Source organism: Nostoc piscinale CENA21, from assembly GCF_001298445.1.
GTDB classification, from domain to species: domain Bacteria; phylum Cyanobacteriota; class Cyanobacteriia; order Cyanobacteriales; family Nostocaceae; genus Nostoc_B; species Nostoc_B piscinale_A.
Genome location: NZ_CP012036.1, coordinates 3485102 through 3504505 on the forward strand (window position 1 = coordinate 3485102; position 19404 = coordinate 3504505).

At 39.8% G+C, this 19404-nt stretch carries 12 protein-coding genes and 1 tRNA gene; 6 read left to right on the plus strand and 7 right to left on the minus strand.

What is annotated here, in order from left to right:
• Window positions 1-22: 22 nt before the first annotated feature.
• From ACX27_RS14975 to ACX27_RS14985, 3 genes are all read right to left on the minus strand, one after another.
• On the minus strand, window positions 23-1261 hold the full coding sequence (locus tag ACX27_RS14975; protein ID WP_062293886.1) for a site-specific integrase: 1239 nt from the start codon (window positions 1259-1261) through the stop codon (window positions 23-25).
• 230 nt (window positions 1262-1491) lie between these two features.
• A tRNA-Cys gene (locus ACX27_RS14980) sits at window positions 1492-1563 on the minus strand.
• Between the two features lie 241 nt (window positions 1564-1804).
• On the minus strand, window positions 1805-2242 hold the full coding sequence (locus ACX27_RS14985; protein WP_062293890.1) for a hypothetical protein: 438 nt from the start codon (window positions 2240-2242) through the stop codon (window positions 1805-1807).
• 378 nt (window positions 2243-2620) lie between these two features.
• On the opposite strand from ACX27_RS14985, the gene ACX27_RS14990 reads away from it, so the two are divergent.
• The 3 genes from ACX27_RS14990 (at window position 2621) to ACX27_RS15000 (ending at window position 5747) form a co-directional block, all read left to right on the plus strand.
• Window positions 2621-2962 carry a hypothetical protein gene (locus ACX27_RS14990; RefSeq protein ID WP_062293892.1) on the plus strand — a complete coding sequence of 114 codons (342 nt, stop codon included), beginning with the start codon at window positions 2621-2623 and terminating at the stop codon, window positions 2960-2962.
• A gap of 59 nt (window positions 2963-3021) precedes the next feature.
• Entirely contained in the window at window positions 3022-5154 is a 2133-nt protein-coding gene (locus ACX27_RS14995) for a pentapeptide repeat-containing protein (protein ID WP_062293895.1), read from the plus strand.
• Window positions 5155-5252: 98 nt separating this feature from the next.
• Window positions 5253-5747, plus strand: a complete 495-nt coding sequence (locus tag ACX27_RS15000; RefSeq protein ID WP_062293899.1) for a hypothetical protein — start codon at window positions 5253-5255, stop codon at window positions 5745-5747.
• 432 nt (window positions 5748-6179) lie between these two features.
• On the opposite strand, the gene ACX27_RS15005 is transcribed toward ACX27_RS15000, so the two are convergent.
• Window positions 6180-7118 (minus strand): putative 2-dehydropantoate 2-reductase, encoded by a 939-nt coding sequence (locus tag ACX27_RS15005; protein ID WP_062293902.1) that lies wholly within the window; start codon window positions 7116-7118, stop codon window positions 6180-6182.
• A gap of 156 nt (window positions 7119-7274) precedes the next feature.
• Between ACX27_RS15005 and ACX27_RS15010 the strand changes: the two genes are divergently transcribed.
• The 3 genes from ACX27_RS15010 (at window position 7275) to ACX27_RS15020 (ending at window position 9526) form a co-directional block, all read left to right on the plus strand.
• Window positions 7275-7676 (plus strand): fasciclin domain-containing protein, encoded by a 402-nt coding sequence (locus ACX27_RS15010; RefSeq protein WP_062293905.1) that lies wholly within the window; start codon window positions 7275-7277, stop codon window positions 7674-7676.
• 289 nt (window positions 7677-7965) lie between these two features.
• Entirely contained in the window at window positions 7966-8307 is a 342-nt protein-coding gene (locus ACX27_RS15015) for a hypothetical protein (RefSeq protein ID WP_062293908.1), read from the plus strand.
• 49 nt (window positions 8308-8356) lie between these two features.
• Complete coding sequence (locus ACX27_RS15020; RefSeq protein ID WP_062293911.1) at window positions 8357-9526, plus strand: pyridoxal phosphate-dependent aminotransferase; 1170 nt, start codon at window positions 8357-8359, stop codon at window positions 9524-9526.
• A 352-nt stretch (window positions 9527-9878) separates the two neighbouring features.
• Here ACX27_RS15020 and ACX27_RS15025 read toward each other — a convergent pair whose 3' ends face one another.
• The 3 genes from ACX27_RS15025 to ACX27_RS33895 all read right to left on the minus strand — a co-directional run bounded on the left by ACX27_RS15025 (window position 9879) and on the right by ACX27_RS33895 (window position 18666).
• Window positions 9879-14048, minus strand: coding sequence for a non-ribosomal peptide synthetase (locus ACX27_RS15025; RefSeq protein WP_062293914.1), 4170 nt, complete (start codon window positions 14046-14048; stop codon window positions 9879-9881).
• Between the two features lie 251 nt (window positions 14049-14299).
• Window positions 14300-16861, minus strand: a complete 2562-nt coding sequence (locus ACX27_RS33890) for an SdrD B-like domain-containing protein (protein ID WP_235526674.1) — start codon at window positions 16859-16861, stop codon at window positions 14300-14302.
• Window positions 16765-18666 carry an SdrD B-like domain-containing protein gene (locus ACX27_RS33895; RefSeq protein ID WP_062293919.1) on the minus strand — a complete coding sequence of 634 codons (1902 nt, stop codon included), beginning with the start codon at window positions 18664-18666 and terminating at the stop codon, window positions 16765-16767. The genes ACX27_RS33890 and ACX27_RS33895 overlap by 97 nt, the downstream gene beginning before the upstream one ends.
• Window positions 18667-19404 lie beyond the last annotated feature (738 nt).

A 19404-nucleotide genomic window follows, 5' to 3' on the forward strand; every position in this document is an offset into this window, starting at 1 on the left:
AAGGGAGGCGATAGAACTAAGCTTATATCTCTGGTACCTGTAGGTTACGTTTATTACCTGCGTAATGCTTGTAAATAATTTCTGGAGAGTTTCCCACCCACCTTCCTACGTCTTTCGCATCAATATCAGCTTCTAGGCAAAGAGTAATAAAAGTGTGTCTGCATTGGTAAGGTTTGCGATATTCGCTTACTACACCCTGTTTTACAAGTTGAGTTACGATTCCATCTATGTGGGTACCACGATGATTTTTGTAACCTTTCCAAGCATGATTGAGAAAATCTCCAAAGTCTACTATGCCACCTTTTTTGCTTCTAAATATAAAGTCATCTGGGTTGCAATTTTCTGGTTTGATGGAGTCTAAAATTTCACGTTGCTGACTATTAATCGGAAAACGTCTTTGATTTTGAGTCTTTAATCCATTTTTGAGGGCTAATCCTTTAGTACTGATTGTAATTGCTTGCTCAAATGTGATGTATCTCTCACTGATATGCTTCCATTGAAGGGCGATCGCTTCTGATGGTCTGCAACCAGTAAAAAACAAAAATTTTACTAAAGGAGCGTAGTAACTGTAGAGCTTACTTTCCTCAAAAGCTGTAATTATAATGTCGCGTTCTTCTCTAGTGAAGGGATTGATTTCATATTCAACCGATTCTGACTTCGGTGTCTGAATATCTTTTGCCATATTTTGGAAGGGGTTGGATTCAATCAGTTGGCTATTAAGCGCCCAATCACAGCAAGCATTAATATTTGTCAGAGTACGTTTAGCTGCATTAGCACTAAGATTTTGTACCAAATAGTCCCGAATTGCGATCGCATCATCCAAATTTTTAGTTGGTAAACTAGCGATGTGATTGCGGTACTTTCGATAATCAACAGCGTAAGTCGAAGGGCTAATTTGTGGTTTTTTAAACTCAGTATATTTTTCCCATAATTCTCCCAAGTCAAATTGAGGGGCAGCTGAAGGTGGAACTGAGGTAATTGGGGTAACAGTAGTTAATGATGCTGCTGGTTTGTACTTAACCAAACTGGCATCAAACTCACCGTAATCAATATCCCTCTGGATTTTTGCTGCTAAAGTCGATGCCTGATGTCTTCCTAAAGGCGTATCATATTGTCCTGTAGAAAGGTAGAAACGCTTGGTTTTTAGCTCTCCCGTCGGCGTAATAATAGGGTGGGAAAAAACTAATTGGAGACTGCCGTTAGAGTTCTTGATCTGCACTGAACGCCTAGGGGCAATACTTTGAGATTTTTGAGATTCCATAAGCTAATTGACTGGGGTAAACACCTTTACCCTTTACTTTACCCCAGTTTTACCCCAGAAATCTTGATTGGGGTAAAAACCTTTGCCTTACATTTTTACCCCAGTTTTACCCCAGTTGTTTCCCCAAACTACCCAAAATAACCCCAAAAATGGTTGAAGGCTTTGAAAATCAAACCTTTAACGCCAAACAAAAAAGGGCTTGGAAGCCCCGTAATCTTGATATTCTTAAAAGGCGACACCCGGATTTGAACCGGGGGATAAAGGTTTTGCAGACCTCTGCCTTACCACTTGGCTATGTCGCCGTTTCCACGATTATTCATTATAGCAATATTTTATCAAAATTGAAAGGGTTCCCAGGTACAATCAGCCAAGAAGCGGAAGAAAGGCGAAAATCCACAGGCAAAAAGACCTGATGTCCTATATATAGATTCACCAAATTGTCTATAAAAAATGGGTATATGGGTAGAGGGGTATATGTATCCAAAACCCTTACACTCCTTCACCCAGTCTCCACAGATAATCTTTGTGCGTAAGTCCTGATTGTTATTTAGGCTTTTTTTGTTGCGAAATTGAAAGAGTATAGTTATGCTGCTCTTGGGACAATTGACCTATATACAGTGAGTATTTGCCAGCTTGCCAGTAACCGGATAATTCTGGTTTGCTTTGAGAGTAGCTATCTGCTAACACGCAAAAGCGTCCGCTAGGGCCATCAATGAGTAATGTTGGCTGTCCAGGACTGTCAACAGTTAACCTCATATAAGGCATTGACTCTGTGACTTGAATAATTTGGCTAGGGACAGTAGAAATATTTCCGCAGTTACTTTGGACAGTCCCTCCAGACTTGCCAGTTAAAACTAGAGGGTCTGATTTGAGTTTGGCGGGAATTGGAATTGAAGGTGCTTCTGCCAAGTTAGGCTGGATAATTCCCATACTCAGTACAACAGTGATGGGAACAATTTGCCATAGTCTCAGAGTTTTCATATTCTTTTATGCTCCCCACTATTTGTAGAGCGATATTGATATAAATAGTCTGAATTAATAGACGATCGCAATCCCTCAATGTTCCTAAAACGAAGTATAAAATTTTATTGCTCTTTTTTGATGACTATATGGCTAAATATGAAAAAGAGATGAAGTCATTCATTTTGGATAGACAAAGAATTTGTCTTAATGGTAAAAAACTTTAGACTGATATTCTCATTAAGTTTATACATACATAGCGACAGAAGTTTCTATTTTCTGCCATTATCAGCCTTGTAAAAACCAAACATTCGTTAAAATCACAAACACAACCGGAAAAATTTCGGATGTGATTGCTCACCTGTTGAACAAGTGTTTTAGCAGAGGTAGACAAGATTTATGAATCCTCAACCGGAAGAAGATTGGCAACAACGCCTACAAAAGCTAGAAGCAGAGATTAATGCTGAGAGTGTAGAAGCAAAAAAAACAGCGGACAGACAGCAATCTCAGTCTTATTTTCTCAACTTTAAACAGTATTTTACTCGTTCGCAACTTTGGTTTCAAAGTTTATCTGGGACGGGGAAGTTGGTAGTTATGGGTGTCACGGTGCTATTGGGTTTGGCGGTGTTGCAAGCAGTACTAAAACTTGTGACCTCTGCAATTAGTCTGGCAGTGTTGGCAGGGTTAGTGTATCTTGGATACAAATTTTTTGTCGCTGGTAGCTTTTCCAATAAGCAATAGCACTCTATATTAATCACGCCATTCATGGCACAACTATTAAATTTAAAGGGAATTATTCAATGGCGACCCCAATTGTGAGGAGAAATGATAGTCAACCTAGTAATTCAAATGCACCCACAAAAACTAATTCATTGCCGTTAGTAACTAGACGTTTGGCGGCTTGGACAGCAGAAATTACGCTGGTGGCGGCTAGTGGGTTAATTCCTTTTGGATTGGGAGCTTATGCCAATTCCAGGAGTGATCTCAACCGTGTACCACTGAATCCTATATTAGTCGTGACAGAAAGGGCGATCGCACAACCTTTGGCTTTACCTGTCAGTTACGGTATTCCTAATGTTGCTTGGCCGACTAATTATTTATGGATGTTGGCTTTAATTGCACCTGTAACTTTATCTTGGTGGCAATTATACTTACTAGCAAAAACCGGGAGTACTTTACCAAAACGCTGGTTTGGTGTGCGGGTGGTGAATGACCAAGGTAAAGCCCCAGGTTTAGGCGCAGCGATAGCTAGGGAAGGGGTTGGTCGCTTGTCTGTACCAGTTTCGATTGCTTACATCCTCTGGCGCTATAGTTTTGCCTTTCCGAATTTGGGTCTGTTTACATTTTTGGCAGTATTGATGGTGTTAGGCGAAAGTGTAGCTTTATCCTCCCGCCAAGGTCGTCGCGCTTTACATGATTGGTTAGCAGGTACAGAGGCTATTGATGCTAAAGGTCAAAATAGGCGGAGTGCATTAGTGAAAACTGGTGAACCAGAAGCCCAAGCAGCCAGCGAAAACAGTCTCGCACCAATGTCAGCCACAGACACCAAATTGCCAACATTGTGGCGGCGGATGCGGCAAAACTCCAACCTCGCTTTGTTTGCAGTCACCCTAGCAAGTATGAGTGCGGTACTAGCGGCTTTAATTGGTACTCAAGTCTATATTCAAAAACAGCAAACTCAGCGAGAAACTTCACAAATTAACAGCCAAAAGTTTTTGGAACTTGTCAAACAATTAAGTCCCAACTCTGGCACTAGTTTAGAAGAACGCCAAAGTGCAGTTCTGGCGATGGGTGGTCTAAATGATATCCAATCTATGCAATTTTTGGCTGATTTGTTGGTGAATGAAACCAACCCTGTACTGTTGGATTCGATTCAACAAGCTTTAACAACTGTAGGTATTCCAGCCATCCCAGAATTAAAAAATAAGAATCAGTTTCTTGCTAATGAACTGCAATCAGCCGCACCCCAAGAGCGCGAATCATGGCAAAAGCGGCTACAACTCAACCAGCAAACAATCAATAAGATTTTGAATGTTTATAGTGGCAAAATCAATGGTCTTGACTTGACTCGCACTACTTTAAGCCAAACCAGTACAAATGGCAGTCCTTTGTTTAATTTGGTGTTAGAAAAAATTGATTTGTCAGGACTGAAATTAAAAGCGGCTGATCTCAACCAAGCAAGTTTTAAGGGTAGTCGTTTCCGGAGTATGGGTGAAGATGGTCGCTGGGATACTTTTGATGATGCGATCGCGGATTTAACTCAAGTACAAATGAAACAAGCCAATCTCACCGATGCTAACCTCAGTCGGGTTTTATTGACTGGGAGCGATTTAAGTCGGGCAACTCTCAACCGCGCTAATTTAGAAAGTGCGCGTTTAATTGGGGCTAACCTCAGCAGCGCCCAACTAGTGGGGGCTGATTTGCGGAATGCAGTTTTAGAAAATGCCAGCTTGACTGGAGCAGATTTAGGTGATGCTAAATTAAACGAAGCTAATCTTTATGCGGCTCGGTTAGGTAGAGTAATTGCGATCGGTACACAATTATCATTTGCCAACTTAACCAAAACTGATTGGCAAGGTGCAGATTTATCTGGCGCTTATTTAGATCGTGCCAATCTCAGCAATGCTAATCTTCGTGCTAGTCGTTTAACTGGTGCAGTTTTACGTTCTGCTCAATTAGAAAATGCTGACTTACGTAACGCTGATTTGAGTTTTGCAGATTTACGTGGTGCCAACGTTGCAGGTGCAGATTTTAAAGACACAATTATTGCCCCCAGCAAACAAGATCCCGCAGATCAATTTGTGGAAACACCTGATACTGGTACAGTATCGGCTGTGGTCAAAGGTGTTGATTTTTCTCAAGCGAAAAACTTAGATGCCAAGCAATTAGCTTATATTTGTACCCAAGGTGGCATTCATCCCCGTTGCCCGTAAAATTTAGATGGGGAGTCAGGAAAATACTTAATCCTACCTCCTCACTAATAACAAATGACACAAGAAAACATCCCAATTATGGTGTGAGGAGTCGGGTGATGAAGTATCTGCCTAATTTAAGTTCATTGATAGCGGCTAGTGCAGTTTTCAGCTTGCTGATGGGTTATCAACCAGCCCAAGCTCAAGTTGCTTATGGTAGCTATGTGGGTGTCGGCCCCACTATTGGGTTGACTGATGGTATTCAAATCGGCGGAGTTCTGGCTTTTCGTTACAAACTTTTAGAAGCACCAGTTTCTTTTCGCGCTCAAGCATTGATTGGTCAGAATACGGCTGTTGTCCCTACCGTATCTTATGACTTGCCACTCAACTGGCAAACAGATGCTTATTTAGGCGCAGGGTTGGTATTAACTGGTGGTGATAGTCCTTCTCCTGTAGGAAATAAAATTAGTTTTGCTTTACAGCCAGGAGTTGATTACGTTGTTCCCAATAGCAATACTGTAATTTTTGGCAACGCGATTATTGCTTTTGATGCTTACCGTGATGGTGGTGGTGCAGCTGTAGCTGTGCAAGGTGGTGTGGGTTTGAGATTTTAACTAGCAAATTGAATATACACATATCTTACACCTAGCCCCGACGAATGGAATTCGCGGCTCAACAAACGAAGTCCGCCTGCGCGGACTAAGGTAAAATTAAAGGTTTTGAACCCGCGTAGGCGGGTTTTGTCTGTGTAGCCGCGACTTCAGTCGTTAGGTGGAAGATGTGAATATAGGCGATCGCTATTTTGGTCTTGCAAAAATTTTAGGACTTACGCAAAAACCTCTCAAGCTCTCATTTCTCCGTGAACTACCGAAGTTTGCTCAATGCGGTGAACTCGCGCACGCAACTTCTCTCTGCGTCTCTGTGGTTTATTTTCCGAAAGCTATGCGTAAGTCCTAAATTAAATAGTAACAGGCAATATTGAGGAAAAAATTTTGTAATTTATTTAATAAATATTGCCTTTTTAATTTTTAAGTCAAGAAGTTGAATTAACGTTGATTTCTACTATCTAAAAACTTTAACTGATTGTACAAGCAGTTAATTTGTGGTAAAAATACACCTGCCGCTTGGGCTTTGCGTAATGAATTCCCAATAATCGCTTCTACTTCTAAAGGACGTTGTTCGTCATAGTCAATTTTCATACTGGTGCGGTAAGGCTTCATCTTGACTGTGTAATCTAGCATTTTTTGAATGAAGCTATCAGCAATTATACGTCCGGTACTTTTTGCGCCTGCGGCTACTTCATCCATTAATTGCTCAACTAATTGACGAGTGTATGAATTTGCCATTAATTCATCAGTTCTAGCATTCAAAACCACAGATAACCCATTGTAGGGAATATTCCAGACTAATTTTTGCCAACGCGCTAAGAGTAAATCTTCCGTTAATTCTATTGCTATGCCAGCATTTTGAAAGTCGTTGGCAATTTGCTGCATTCTATTGGTAATTCCCTCAGCTTCGTAGTTATGGCTGTATTCACCCAAAGAAATGTGTCCATAATCTAAGTGACGAATATGTCCTTGTCCGACTTTATTGGAACATAAAAAACATAAGCCACCAATAATGTTGACATTACTCACAATCTGGGCAATTTCTAGTTCTATATCTAATCCATTTTGTAATACTAATACCACACCATTATTTTTAATTACAGGCGGTAATAATTGTGGTAATAAATAATTTTGGATTGTTTTGAGTGCAACTATAACTACATCACATTGTGGCATCTTGTCCGCATCGTTATAGGCGTTAACTTGGGGTAAGGTAAAGTCGCCATCTTTCGATTCGATGATTAAACCATGCTGGCGGACTTGTTCGTAGTCACTTTTGAGTAAAAAATGAACATCTAAACCCGCGTGTTGCAGTTTTGCACCGTAAAACCCACCTAATGCACCTGTTCCTATGATGGCGTACTTGCGATCGCCCATTGCTGCTCCCAAGATAATTAATAACTATTGATTAGTATCTATTAATTAGATTGACTTTTGCCTATGATAGTGTAATTTTATAACTTCGGCTTTCGTCAAAAAAATTAAATCGCTTTAATATAATTTAAAATTTTTAGCAGTGAATAGGTAAAAAATATGGCTGATATTGTTGATATTGCGGTTAGTAACGACGCTTTTAAAACCTTGGTAACTGCTGTACAAGCGGCTGGTTTAGTCGAAACATTAAAAAGTCCAGGGCCATTTACAGTCTTTGCACCTACTGATGATGCCTTTGCCAAGTTACCACCAGGAACAATCCAAACTCTAGTGCAGAATATTCCCCAGTTGACCAGAATTTTAAAATATCACGTCGTGGCTGGGAAGTTGTCTCAGGCTGATTTAGCAAAACTAGGTACAGTTACTTCGGTAGAAGGCTCAATCATTAAAATAGATTGTTCTGACGGGTTTGAAATCAAAAACGCCACTGTCTTAGCAGCCGATATCGATGCTGACAATGGCATGATTCATGTCATTGATACAGTAATTTTGCCTGGGTAATTGACTTTAGGTGGGTTATCCCCACCTCAATTATTTCTATTTTTTAATATTAACGATTAGTAATATTGAACTCATTTCACTAGTAGTTTACGAGAACCCCGACTTATTTGAAAAGTTGGGTTTCTAAGTACTTCAAAACTTCTTAAGAATTAATCAGATTTTGTACAGTTTAATTTATGTTACATTTGCGGAGCATTTACTTTAAGTTGATGCTAGTGTTAGTTGAAATAGATAAAAATATGTTTAATTTGTTTATTTAAAATGTCAATACTAAACTAAATAACTATACATGCTCGATTTTCATACCTTAGCCGAATTTTCCCGTATTAACTGTGTTGGTATTTGTGCCTTTCTTGTACCAGCTAACTTAATTGCCACATTATTAACCATCATCTTGACGGCCTTACGTAGACCAATATCTCAATTGCAACCAGTTGTAGGAATTGCCATTATTTCTGCTGTAGTGATGGTACTGCATGTATATAGTTGGTTTGTGGTTGGTGTCGTGATGGCTCCCACTTATATATTGTTGTCTCTAGCAATTACTTGTTTGGTGGTGAATTTTGCGGCGCTGATTTTCCACAAACGCTTTATCCGTCATTCTGGTTTTTCCAAAACCTATCAACTTTAAGAACCTACACCTGTCAAGATGAGAGAGATGGGGTGATAGGAAGTCACAAATGACTGATGATAAATTGATTTCTCGGATGCAGGCGGTTCAGTCGCCGATAATTCCTGTGGTTGGGGAACTGATTAAAAATTCTCCGGGAACCATTTCTCTCGGACAGGGTGTAGTCTCCTACAGTCCACCACCAGAAGCAATTGAACTTTTACCGAAGTTTTTAGGGGAAGCGAGAAATAATCTCTATCAAGCAGTGGAGGGAATTCCGCCTTTATTAACTGCTTTGAAAGCAAAATTGTCAGCTTTTAACTGTATTGAAATTAATAATGACAGCTGTGTTGTCGTGACAGCCGGCAGTAATATGGCGTTTATGAACGCGATTTTGGCAATTACTTCGCCTGGTGATGAAATTATTTTAAATACGCCATACTATTTCAATCATGAAATGGCTATTACAATGGCGGGTTGTCGGGTGGTGTTGGTAGAAACAGATGAAAATTACCAATTGCGTCCAGAAGCATTAGCCGCAGCAATTACGCCAAAAACAAAGGCTATTGTGACAATTTCCCCAAATAATCCCACAGGGGTAGTTTATTCTGAAGCTGCATTACGGCAAGTCAATCAAATTTGTCGCGATCGCCATATCTACCATATCAGCGATGAGGCTTACGAATATTTTACCTACAACGGTGTCAAACATATTTCACCGGGAGCATTTGCTGGCAGTAGTGATTATACAATTTCTCTCTACAGCCTTTCTAAAGCTTATGGTTTTGCGGGTTGGCGCATTGGCTATATGGTAATTCCCAAACATCTACTTGTGGCTGTTAAAAAAGTTCAAGATACAATTTTGATTTGTCCGCCTGTGGTGTCGCAGTATGCTGCTTTAGGTGCATTGCAGGCAAAAGATGAGTATTTAAAGGAAAATATTGGTGCGATCGCTCAAGTACGTCAGTTAGTGATAGACTCACTGAATCATCTGCAAGGTTTATGTACTATTGCCCAAGCAGATGGTGCGTTTTATTTCTTTTTAAAAGTGCATACTCAAATGAATGCTTTTGAGTTGGTGAAAAGATTAATTCAAGAACACAAAGTTGCTGTGATTCCTGGGACAACCTTTGGAATGGAAAACGGTTGCTATTTGCGAGTTGCTTATGGTGCATTACAAGAAAATACAGCCAAAGCAGGGATAGAAAGATTAGTTAATGGTTTGCGGAATATTATTTAATTCTCACGCAAAGGTGCATACTTCGACAGGCTCAGGGCGGTGCTGCGCTCAGTCACCAGAGGCGCAAAGAGTATCTAACTCTCCACGTCTCTGCATCTCTGCGTGAGGTATAAACTCATCATTCGCTTTCCTAATTCTCAGCCATATTTAATTTTTAGCCTTCTCATACAATTAGGAGTTTCTCTTATCAAACAACAAAGTTAATCGATCTGCTAAAACCTTCACATGCGGTTCTTGGAGCAAACTGAAGTGATTACCTGGTAGATGATAAATTTGTGCTATTTTTTGCTCATTCCACCCAAATCGGGGAAAAAGAAAGCGTAATAGTTTATGAGATAAAGATATAAATTTACTAGACAAAAAAAAGGTGAATTTTCCCAGAGTAGTCTTGTCGCATAATATAAAGCTGTTGAGAATTATCTATTGGTACGAGCAATTTATTCCTATTTTTCTGTAAAATACATTTATAAGGTTGCTTATAAAAAAGTTTTATATTACGAAGCACTGGGTGAACTTTAGTAATAAAGTAATACAAATTCCTCTCATAAGCAGGAAAATCTATTATTACTAAAACAGATACTTTTTTACCGAGACTTTCAAGCTGTTTTGCAATTTCATAAGCTAGTAAACACCCAAAACAAAAACCACCTAACAGATAATCTCCCTGCGGTTGCAAGTTGAGAATATCATGAATATGATAAGCAGCAAGTGCTTTGATGTTTTCTTCTGTAGGTTTATGCAGAAATACAGAATAACCTGACTCTAAAACATGAATTGGTTGTTCTTTTCCTATGTATTTAGCAAGTACTAATACTTCATCTAAACGGTTAGCACAGAAGAAAAATGGTTGTTTATTACCTTTATGATTGAGACTGGTAATTAAGGATTCAGGTCTAAGTTTTTCTCCCTGACGACCAGCAGTGATTGCTATAAGTTTGCGGTAATCTTCTGGATTCAACATAGGAGAACTGAAAGAGAAAGATGATTCTACAGTTTGTGTCTGACGTATCAACTCTGCCAATTCTCTAATTGTTGGTACTTGAAACAGTGTGGCTAGGGGTAGTTTTTTGTCCAAAGCCTTTTCAATTTCAGCAAATAAACGCAATGCTAATAAAGAATGTCCTCCTAGATGAAAGAAGTTATCATTAACTCCGATAGATGAAACACCTAACACTTTTTTCCAGATTTTAATCAATTGTTTTTCTAACTCATCTTGAGGCGCAGAATGAGTAACTTGGGAAAGTTGTCGGCTTGGTTGGATTCTGACAGCATTTAGTTTATCTTTTTGTTGTTGCCAATATTGTTTATCTTGGGTCAATATTGGCAATGACAAGATATTCTGGTCTGGATTGCTTACTAGTTCTTGTAGCAAAATCTGAAAGTTTTGGATTAACTGTTCAATTGTGGCAGCATCAAACAGCTCAGTATTATATTCAAATATACCTTCCAATCCTAGAGGTGTTTCCCAGATCAAAACTGATAAATCACATATAGCCGTACCTTTTTCAACTGGTATTGGTTCTATATCGAGTCCAGTTAACTCTAGATTGTTCATAGGTACATTCAGTAGATTGAATATCACCTGATACCAGGGTGAATAACTTAAATCTCTGCTGGATTGTAGACTAGACAACAAATGCTCAACGGGAAAGTCTTGATATGGATAGGCTTCTAAAGCAATTTGCCGTATCTGCTTGATCAAGTTCAGGAAAGAGGAGTTCCCAATTATACTGATACAAAGCGGCATAATATTAGAAAAGCAGCCTATTATAGATTCAATTTTGGTATGGTTGCGGTTGGCGACTGCGGAACCAACTAGTATGTCCTTATTACTAGTATAAGAATGCAGTAAAATTGCAAAACCAGCTAACAGTGTCATGAACAGTGTAGAGCCAGATTTTTGACTGAGGTTTATTAGTTGCTGCGTTAACTCTAAGTCAAGGTGAAATGATTGGATACGCCCTGAAAAAGATTGTAATTGAGGACGAGGGCGATCGCTTGGTAATTGTAGTAAGGGAGGCGCAGCCGCTAGTTTACGACTCCAGTAATCTACTAAAGGTGTATATACCTGTGGCTGCTGAAACCATTGTCGATGCCAAAGGCTAAAATTGCTGTATTGAAATAATGGTGGAGCCAGAGGAGACGGAGATTGTTGTGTATAAGCTTTATAGAGAACGGATAATTCTTGGTTAAAAATTCCTAATGACCAGCCATCAGCAGCAATGTGATGTATCGTGATCATCAATATATGATCTTTCTCGGTCAATCGCAGTAATCGCGCCCGGATGGGTGGCTCTTGTTTAAGGTTAAATGTCTGTCTGGCTTCTGCATCAACTAAACTTTGGATCTCCATTTCCCCATAGTTTTCAATTTGTTGGACGAGAATGGAAATCTTCAATTCAGCAGCAATGTGTTGAATCGGTAGCCCTTCTACAACTGGAAAGGTAGTTCGCAGCGATTCATGTCGTTGAATAATTGTGTTAATTGCCTGTTCCAAACTCGCAATATGCAAAGTTCCTGTCAGTCGAAACACCATTGGTAGGTTGTAAATCGGTCTAAGACCAGATTTTTGTTCTAACAACCATAATCGTTCTTGATATACCGACAAAGGTAGGTTGTTTTTATCTGAAATTTCTGGCAATTCAGGAATACTCATAAGAGAGTCTGCTTGTTGATTTGCTGACTCAATCTGTTGACTCAACTCAAAAATTGTCGATGCTTCTAGGACTGCGGAAACAGGTAAATCTACTCTAAAACAGTCCCGCACGCGAGAAACAATCTGAGTAGCATGAAGAGAGTGTCCACCTACTTCTAAAAATGGTTGATAAATTCCCACTTGAAACCCTAAAACCTCTGCCCAAATGTTAGCTAGTATTTTTTCGGTTGGGGTACGAGGTAACACAAAATTGCTGTCTATATGTATGCAGAGATTCTCCAAGTTAGGTAGAGCATTTCGATCCACCTTACCATTAGCATTCAGAGGTAACTGATCCAACAAAATAAAAGCCGACGGAATCATATAATTTGGCAATTTCTGTTGGAGAAAATGGCGTAATTCACTAGAATTTACTGCACCAATGTTTGCTTCTTGAGTAAAATATGCTACTAATCGCTTGTCCCCTGGCTGATATTCCTGGGCGAGTACAACGACTGATCGCACCGATGGGTGCTGTGCCAGAACTGCCTCAATTTCACCTAGTTCGACCCGAAAGCCTCGAATTTTGACTTGAAAATCAATTCTTCCCAAAAACTCAATTGTGCCATCAGGTAGCCAGCGAGCGCGATCGCCTGTTTTATAAAGACGCGAATTGGGGTCATCACTAAAAGGATTTTGAATAAATTTTTCTGCGGTTAAATCTGGTCTATTCAAATAACCCCTCGCTAACCCATCACCACCAATATAAAGTTCTCCTGGCATACCAACGGGAACTACTTGTAAAATATCGTCAAGTATATAAACTTGAGTATTCGCAATCGGATGACCAATAGGAATTGAGTCTTTTTGCAAATCCTTAACAGTAATTTTATGGCAACAGGTAAAGGTCGTATTTTCTGTAGGGCCATAACCATTGATTAATTGACACTCTGGTAATTCTTCCAAAACTTTCTTGACATGATACTTTGATAAAACATCTCCTCCTGCTAAAAGTTGACGCAAGGATTTTAGATTTTCTATCTGTTCTTCCACTATTAAATTAAATAATCCTGCGGTTAACCATAATGTAGTAACATGATATTGTTTAATCGCTGTGCCAATTTCTTGCAATGATGGTGTTTTAATTGGCATAATCACCAATTTGCCACCATTTAATAAAGCACCCCAAATTTCAAATGTTGCTGCATCAAAGGCAATAGAAGCAAGTTGTAAAATAACCTCATCAACACTAAAATTAGCATAATTTGTATTTTTAACGAGTCGTACAACACCACGATGTGTTATGCACACACCTTTGGGTTTACCTGTTGAACCTGATGTGTACATTACATAAGCTAAATTATGGCAAGTAACTTCACCATACAGAACAATATCATCAGAAATATTGGTTAAATTATTTTGCTCATCAATACAGATAGTTTGAAGATGATTTGTAATTGATGCTAGATGATTTAACTGGTGTTTTTGAGTAATTAAAACAGATGATCTTGCATCTTGTAGAATAGTTTTTAAGCGTTCTACAGGAGCAGCAGTATCTAATGGCAAATAAGCTCCACCTGCTTTTAAAATAGCTAAAATAGTGATAATTACATCAGGAGAACGGTCTAAATATAAAGCTACTAAAGTTTCTGTTGTCACCCCAACTTGGCATAAATAAGCAGCCAATTGATTTGATTTGTTTTCAATTTCTTGATAAGTTATTTTCTGCTGTTTATACTCAATAGCGACAGAGTTAGGTGTTGTTAATACTTGAATTTTAAATAATTCATGAATGGTCGCATCTCTGGGATAATCTGTTTTTGTATTTGTCCATTCTTCTAATAAATTAGAGTTCGCAACTTGAACTAATGAGTCGGTAATATTCATCTTTTTAACGTAAGAAAATGAAGTTACAAATGGTTATGAAAAATCATTACGGAGCTTATTTGCGAAGATATCTTAATTGAACAGATCGCAATTCTTATAATTTAAAGAGAATGTAGGAATTGATCTAAGCTACATTTGCTCAATGCGCTCAGATCAATTCTGCAAAGTAGTACCAAGTTTTTTTACAGACTCGAAAAGACAAGAGCATTTTGATTGATTATTTCAATCAAAATGCTTTTTCTCCCAGTCTGCTATGCGTTTCCTCCGTAGAAAACATGATCTGCCAGCCCCAAACCGTTGTTGTAATCATCTAGTTTGCTAGTAATCAGACTGCCAGCATCTAAAGGATAGATAACATTGGTATTGGAGTTGTACGGACTTGGCAAATTAGATGCACTGGAAATACCTTGACTCCAGTAATTATCTATGCGTGGGCTATTGACACTGCTACCAGTAAGTTGATTTAACGCGCCATCACCTTTCTTATCACCATTTTCATCTGGAGTTACAGCTTGCAACCAATTGATGCCTTCGTTGATATAGTATCGAGCATCCTTATCACTGGTATTGGCGGTGTCAATGGGGTTGCCAGCGAGATAATTCAACCAACTAGCCACTAAAGAGCGACCAAGATCGTAGCGCACATCTCCATTAGGATGTGATGAGGAATCAACTATCTGGCGTGCTTGGCTGAGAGTATAGAAGATGGTATTCTCCCCTGCATCAGTTTTACCATTGCGGTTGTAGTCACCAATGAGTAAACCTGCATTATACTGTCCAGTCACAGGATCAAGAACCTTTCCCGATTGGGCGGAGTTGGTATAAGAAGGGAATAGGAGGTCGCTGTCTGCAAAATTAGCTAATGTTTTTTGTGATGGCTCATTGCCTTGAATACCATCCCAGAACTTCTGCCACTCAGTATTTGCCCAGAAACCTGGGGTACGCACGCCAGGAGCGGCAATTACTGTGTCAGTATCAGTAGCAGTATTATTGTTGGGATTGGTATCGGTGAAACCAGAGGGAGGAGTAATGGTTGCAGTATTGATTAGAGAAGCAGGAATTGGTTTGAGAACATCAAGGTGGCGAATCTTGAACTGATCCTCTGGGCTGGTATCTGTGTCTAAAGCAGCAATCACAATGGTGTTACCCACATAATTACTTGCATTCACATCCGCCCAGCGATCGCTACTGCTAGTAGTAACGTTAACTTCGTAGAACCCAAAACTGCTGAGAACTGAGTCATTTAAAGTCGTCAGGGGACTGCTAAAGTTGCCAATCCAGACAGAGATATCACTGTCCTGAAGAACATATTGCAGATAAGCTTTATCCAGCACCACTGCTTCTGAGAACTGGAATAAGACGTAGTTATCCCTTCCGCCAACGTTATCAACGACGTGAGTGTTGTTACCGCCATCTCCTTCGCTACTGTCGGTAACACCCAATCCACCACCATAGCTACCCAGATAAGCCGCACTCCAAGCTCCATTTGTGCCATCGACACGGCTAAAGGCTTTGGCTGTGACGGTAATTCCATCTTTTGTGAATGTCCGAGTATTGCCATCTGTTCCATCCAACGCACTATTGCCATTGAAGTCAAATGTGGTCAGACTACCTGTAGATACTGCGCTAGGCGCTACCGTCCCTGTGACTGTGTAGGTAATGCTGCTACCTGCTGTCAAGGTGACGTAATCGTTAATATTACCTGTGCCACTGGTTTGGTTGTCTGTTGCACCTCCACTAGCAACACTTGTCCAAGTGACGTTGGTTAAGTTGCTGGGGATGATATCACTCACCAGGGCGTTGGTAGCAGTAATCAGACCATTATTTCGCGCCACGATGGTATAGGTTATCTGCTGTCCTGGCACCACTGTTGTCAAACCATCTGTTTTCGTTATTGACAAATCACCAATATTTTTGATTAGTCCTGCATCCAAAGTGAGATTATTTTCACCAGAGACAAGGGTAACAATCTGAGTTTGTCCAGTGCCAGGATCAGCATCAGAATCTACAGCATCATTAGCACCTACATTAGCTTGAGTAAACTGAAATCCTGCTGGTAGACCAGAGAATCCCACTCGATATTGTTGACCAGGTGTAAGACCCGTAAAGTTGTAATTCCCACTGGCATTGGTGGTTGTGGTGACAGTAGTATCGCCAATACCATTGATAATGCCATCTGCACCGCCACCAGTAAGGGTAACAGTTACACCACCAACTCCAACTTCTCCTGTATCTTGAATGCCGTTGTTGTTGGCATCGTTGAATACGAAGTCTCCTAATGCTGCTGTTTTGTAGAACCCAGCATCAACTGTGGTGTCATTTTCTCCTGGTGACAGGTTGACTGTATCGGAGGTTAATCCATCACTATCAATGGCATCGTTTCCACCCACATTCTGTGGACTAATACCGTTGAAGCCATTGGGTTGCACAAATTGGACTCGATAATCTCCTGGTTGCAGGTTGGTGAATGAATACAGTCCATTACCATCGGTTGTAGTTGTGGCGATGACATTCCCAGCAGCATTTAACAGGTTGACTGTGGCATTGCTAATTCCACTTTCTCCTGCATCTTGAATGCCGTTGGCGTTTTTGTCTTCAAAGACGAAATTACCTAAACTGGCTAGGGCGACTAAGCCTGCATCTAATGTGCCGTTGAATTCTCCTGATGTTAGGGTGACTGTTTGGGTGATACCTGTGCTGGGGTTGGCATCACTGTCTAATGCGTCATCATTGCCTTGGTTGGCTGCTGAGAATACGTAACCTGTCGGGGCTGTGAATCTGACTTGGTAGTTCCTGGAATTAAGCCACTGAATTGATAGCCTCCACTACCATCGGTTGTGGTTGTAGCGATGACATTACCATTACTGGGGTTGATGAGTTCGACTTTGACTGCACCAACTCCAACTTCTCCTGTATCTTGAATGCCGTTGTTGTTGGCATCGTTGAATACGAAGTCTCCTAATGCTGCTGTTTTGTAGAACCCAGCATCAACTGTGGTGTCATTTTCTCCTGGTGACAGGTTGACTGTATCGGAGGTTAATCCATCACTATCAATGGCATCGTTTCCACCCACATTCTGTGGACTAATACCGTTGAAGCCATTGGGTTGCACAAATTGGACTCGATAATCTCCTGGTTGCAGGTTGGTGAATGAATACAGTCCATTACCATCGGTTGTAGTTGTGGCGATGACATTCCCAGCAGCATTTAACAGGTTGACTGTGGCATTGCTAATTCCACTTTCTCCTGCATCTTGAATGCCGTTGGCGTTTTTGTCTTCAAAGACGAAATTACCTAAACTGGCTAGGGCGACTAAGCCTGCATCTAATGTGCCGTTGAATTCTCCTGATGTTAGGGTGACTGTTTGGGTGATACCTGTGCTGGGGTTGGCATCACTGTCTAATGCGTCATCATTGCCTTGGTTGGCTGCTGAGAATACGTAACCTGTCGGGGCTGTGAATCTGACTTGGTAGTTTCCTGGGGTGAGGTTACTGAATTGATAGCCTCCACTACCATCGGTTGTGGTTGTAGCGATGACATTACCATTACTGGGGTTGATGAGTTCGACTTTGACTGCACCAACTCCAACTTCTCCTGTATCTTGAATGCCGTTGTTGTTGGCATCGTTGAATACGAAGTCTCCTAAACTTGCCTTCCTATAGATACCTGCATCAATAGTACGATTGAACTCATGTGGATTCAGCTTGATGATTTGTGTCTGACCGGTGAGTGGGTCAGCATCAGAATCGGTTGTATCATTACCTTGATTGGAGGGGGTAAAGACAAAACCTGTTGGTAGATTGCTAAAGGTAACTTGGTACTCTACACCAGGCAGAAGAAGTGGAAATAGATAAGAACCATTGGCATCTGTGGTTGTGGTGACAGTAGTGTCATCTGCTGTACCGATTACACCATCTTTGCCACCGCCAATGAGGGTAACAGTAACACCTTCCACACCCGCTTCATTGCCATCCTGAATACCATTAGCATTGAGGTCTTCCCAGACAAAATCACCTAGAGCTGCCGTCTTGAGAATATTAATCGTACTTTGTGCAACATTAGTTCCAGCTTGGTTAACAGGAACAACAATAATTGCGATATCTTGAGGTATGCCATTTTGGCTAATACCCGGTACAAAGCCTGCACCATTTTGAAGGGCTGTATTAACCAGCTCATTAACTCGGTTTTGATTATATGCACCTACTGTACTTAATATCCCGGAAGAAAAGCTGTTCTCCAGTAAAGTCCAGATAGCTACCTGTAAATCGCCAGAGGTATAAGCACCAAAACCTCCAGAAGATGTTTGTCCAACGAATTTCTGATTGATTAGCCAGTTAATCTCATCTAGGTTTTGGGGTTTATCAATTATCCCTGTGGGCAATGGGTCATCATAGCTAGAATAAACTTGCGCTTGGTAGGTTTGCCCCGGAACTATAGTTTGATTGGCATCAATGCAATAAGTGTCATATAGTCCGTTAAGGAAATTACCATTGGTGATTGTGAGATCCACATAGCTTGGCCCATCACCACCAGAACCTGGGTAAGCGACTACGATATTTACATTGTTGTCCGGTAATGTTGACTTTAAAGCTTGCAATAGCTCATTAGTTAAAGACATTGAAAGGCTCCGCAAAATTAGATTCAGCGAATCTAAGCGAGTCAAGGAATTATAAATAAATGTAGGGAACAAATTATCTTTAAAATATCATCTCAGTAATCTACGTAATTTTTTAACTTTAAATATTTTTTTTAATCAAAACAACATAAAATTTATGAAAGTCATTAGACCCAAGAATTTTATGGTTGCTAAAAAAAATAGTGTATGATATAAATTCTAAGCATGAGTACTAATGAGTTTAGCTGTGATTGCTAAAATATTTTGTTTCGCTACCAGAGTAAAAAAATGAAGTTTTTATAGGTGCATAAATTAATTTTTCCAACAAGACCAAGAAATCGGCTCTTCCATAGATATTATGCCAAAGTTTAAACTCAAATTAAGTATTTGTCTTAAAAATCAAGGGTTTTAGCCAGTTAGGGCTTAGGTTTTCTCCCAAGAGTTAAAACGTCAAGTTAAAAGCTGTATTTCTTACCCAGCAAGGGATCTGATCTGTAGCTATTTTTAGAATAACAATTAATGAAAAACTAAAAAATATAAGTTTTGCTTGTTTAAACAAATAAAATAGTTTATTTATTCTTACTACTGTAACCAAAAAAACGGAATATTTAATATTGAGTTTTATGCTTTATTGGCTAAAGCAATGAGGTTAGATTTTTACTAAGTACTACAATAGAAAAAATTACGATTGAGTATCTGCTAATAATAATCAATATGCAATGCCCGTATAACAAGATTTAA

Bases quoted from the DNA above. Each gene is read 5' to 3' on its own strand.
- ACX27_RS14995 (WP_062293895.1), top strand. From the start codon at position 3,022: ATGGCGACCCCAATTGTGAGGAGAAATGATAGTCAACCTAGTAATTCA.
- ACX27_RS15025 (WP_062293914.1), bottom strand. From the start codon at position 14,048: ATGAATATTACCGACTCATTAGTTCAAGTTGCGAACTCTAATTTATTA.
- ACX27_RS14990 (WP_062293892.1), top strand. From the start codon at position 2,621: ATGAATCCTCAACCGGAAGAAGATTGGCAACAACGCCTACAAAAGCTA.
- ACX27_RS15005 (WP_062293902.1), bottom strand. From the start codon at position 7,118: ATGGGCGATCGCAAGTACGCCATCATAGGAACAGGTGCATTAGGTGGG.
- ACX27_RS15000 (WP_062293899.1), top strand. From the start codon at position 5,253: ATGAAGTATCTGCCTAATTTAAGTTCATTGATAGCGGCTAGTGCAGTT.
- ACX27_RS14975 (WP_062293886.1), bottom strand. From the start codon at position 1,261: ATGGAATCTCAAAAATCTCAAAGTATTGCCCCTAGGCGTTCAGTGCAG.
- ACX27_RS14985 (WP_062293890.1), bottom strand. From the start codon at position 2,242: ATGAAAACTCTGAGACTATGGCAAATTGTTCCCATCACTGTTGTACTG.
- ACX27_RS15020 (WP_062293911.1), top strand. From the start codon at position 8,357: ATGACTGATGATAAATTGATTTCTCGGATGCAGGCGGTTCAGTCGCCG.
- ACX27_RS15015 (WP_062293908.1), top strand. From the start codon at position 7,966: ATGCTCGATTTTCATACCTTAGCCGAATTTTCCCGTATTAACTGTGTT.
- ACX27_RS15010 (WP_062293905.1), top strand. From the start codon at position 7,275: ATGGCTGATATTGTTGATATTGCGGTTAGTAACGACGCTTTTAAAACC.
- ACX27_RS33895 (WP_062293919.1), bottom strand. From the start codon at position 18,666: ATGTCTTTAACTAATGAGCTATTGCAAGCTTTAAAGTCAACATTACCG.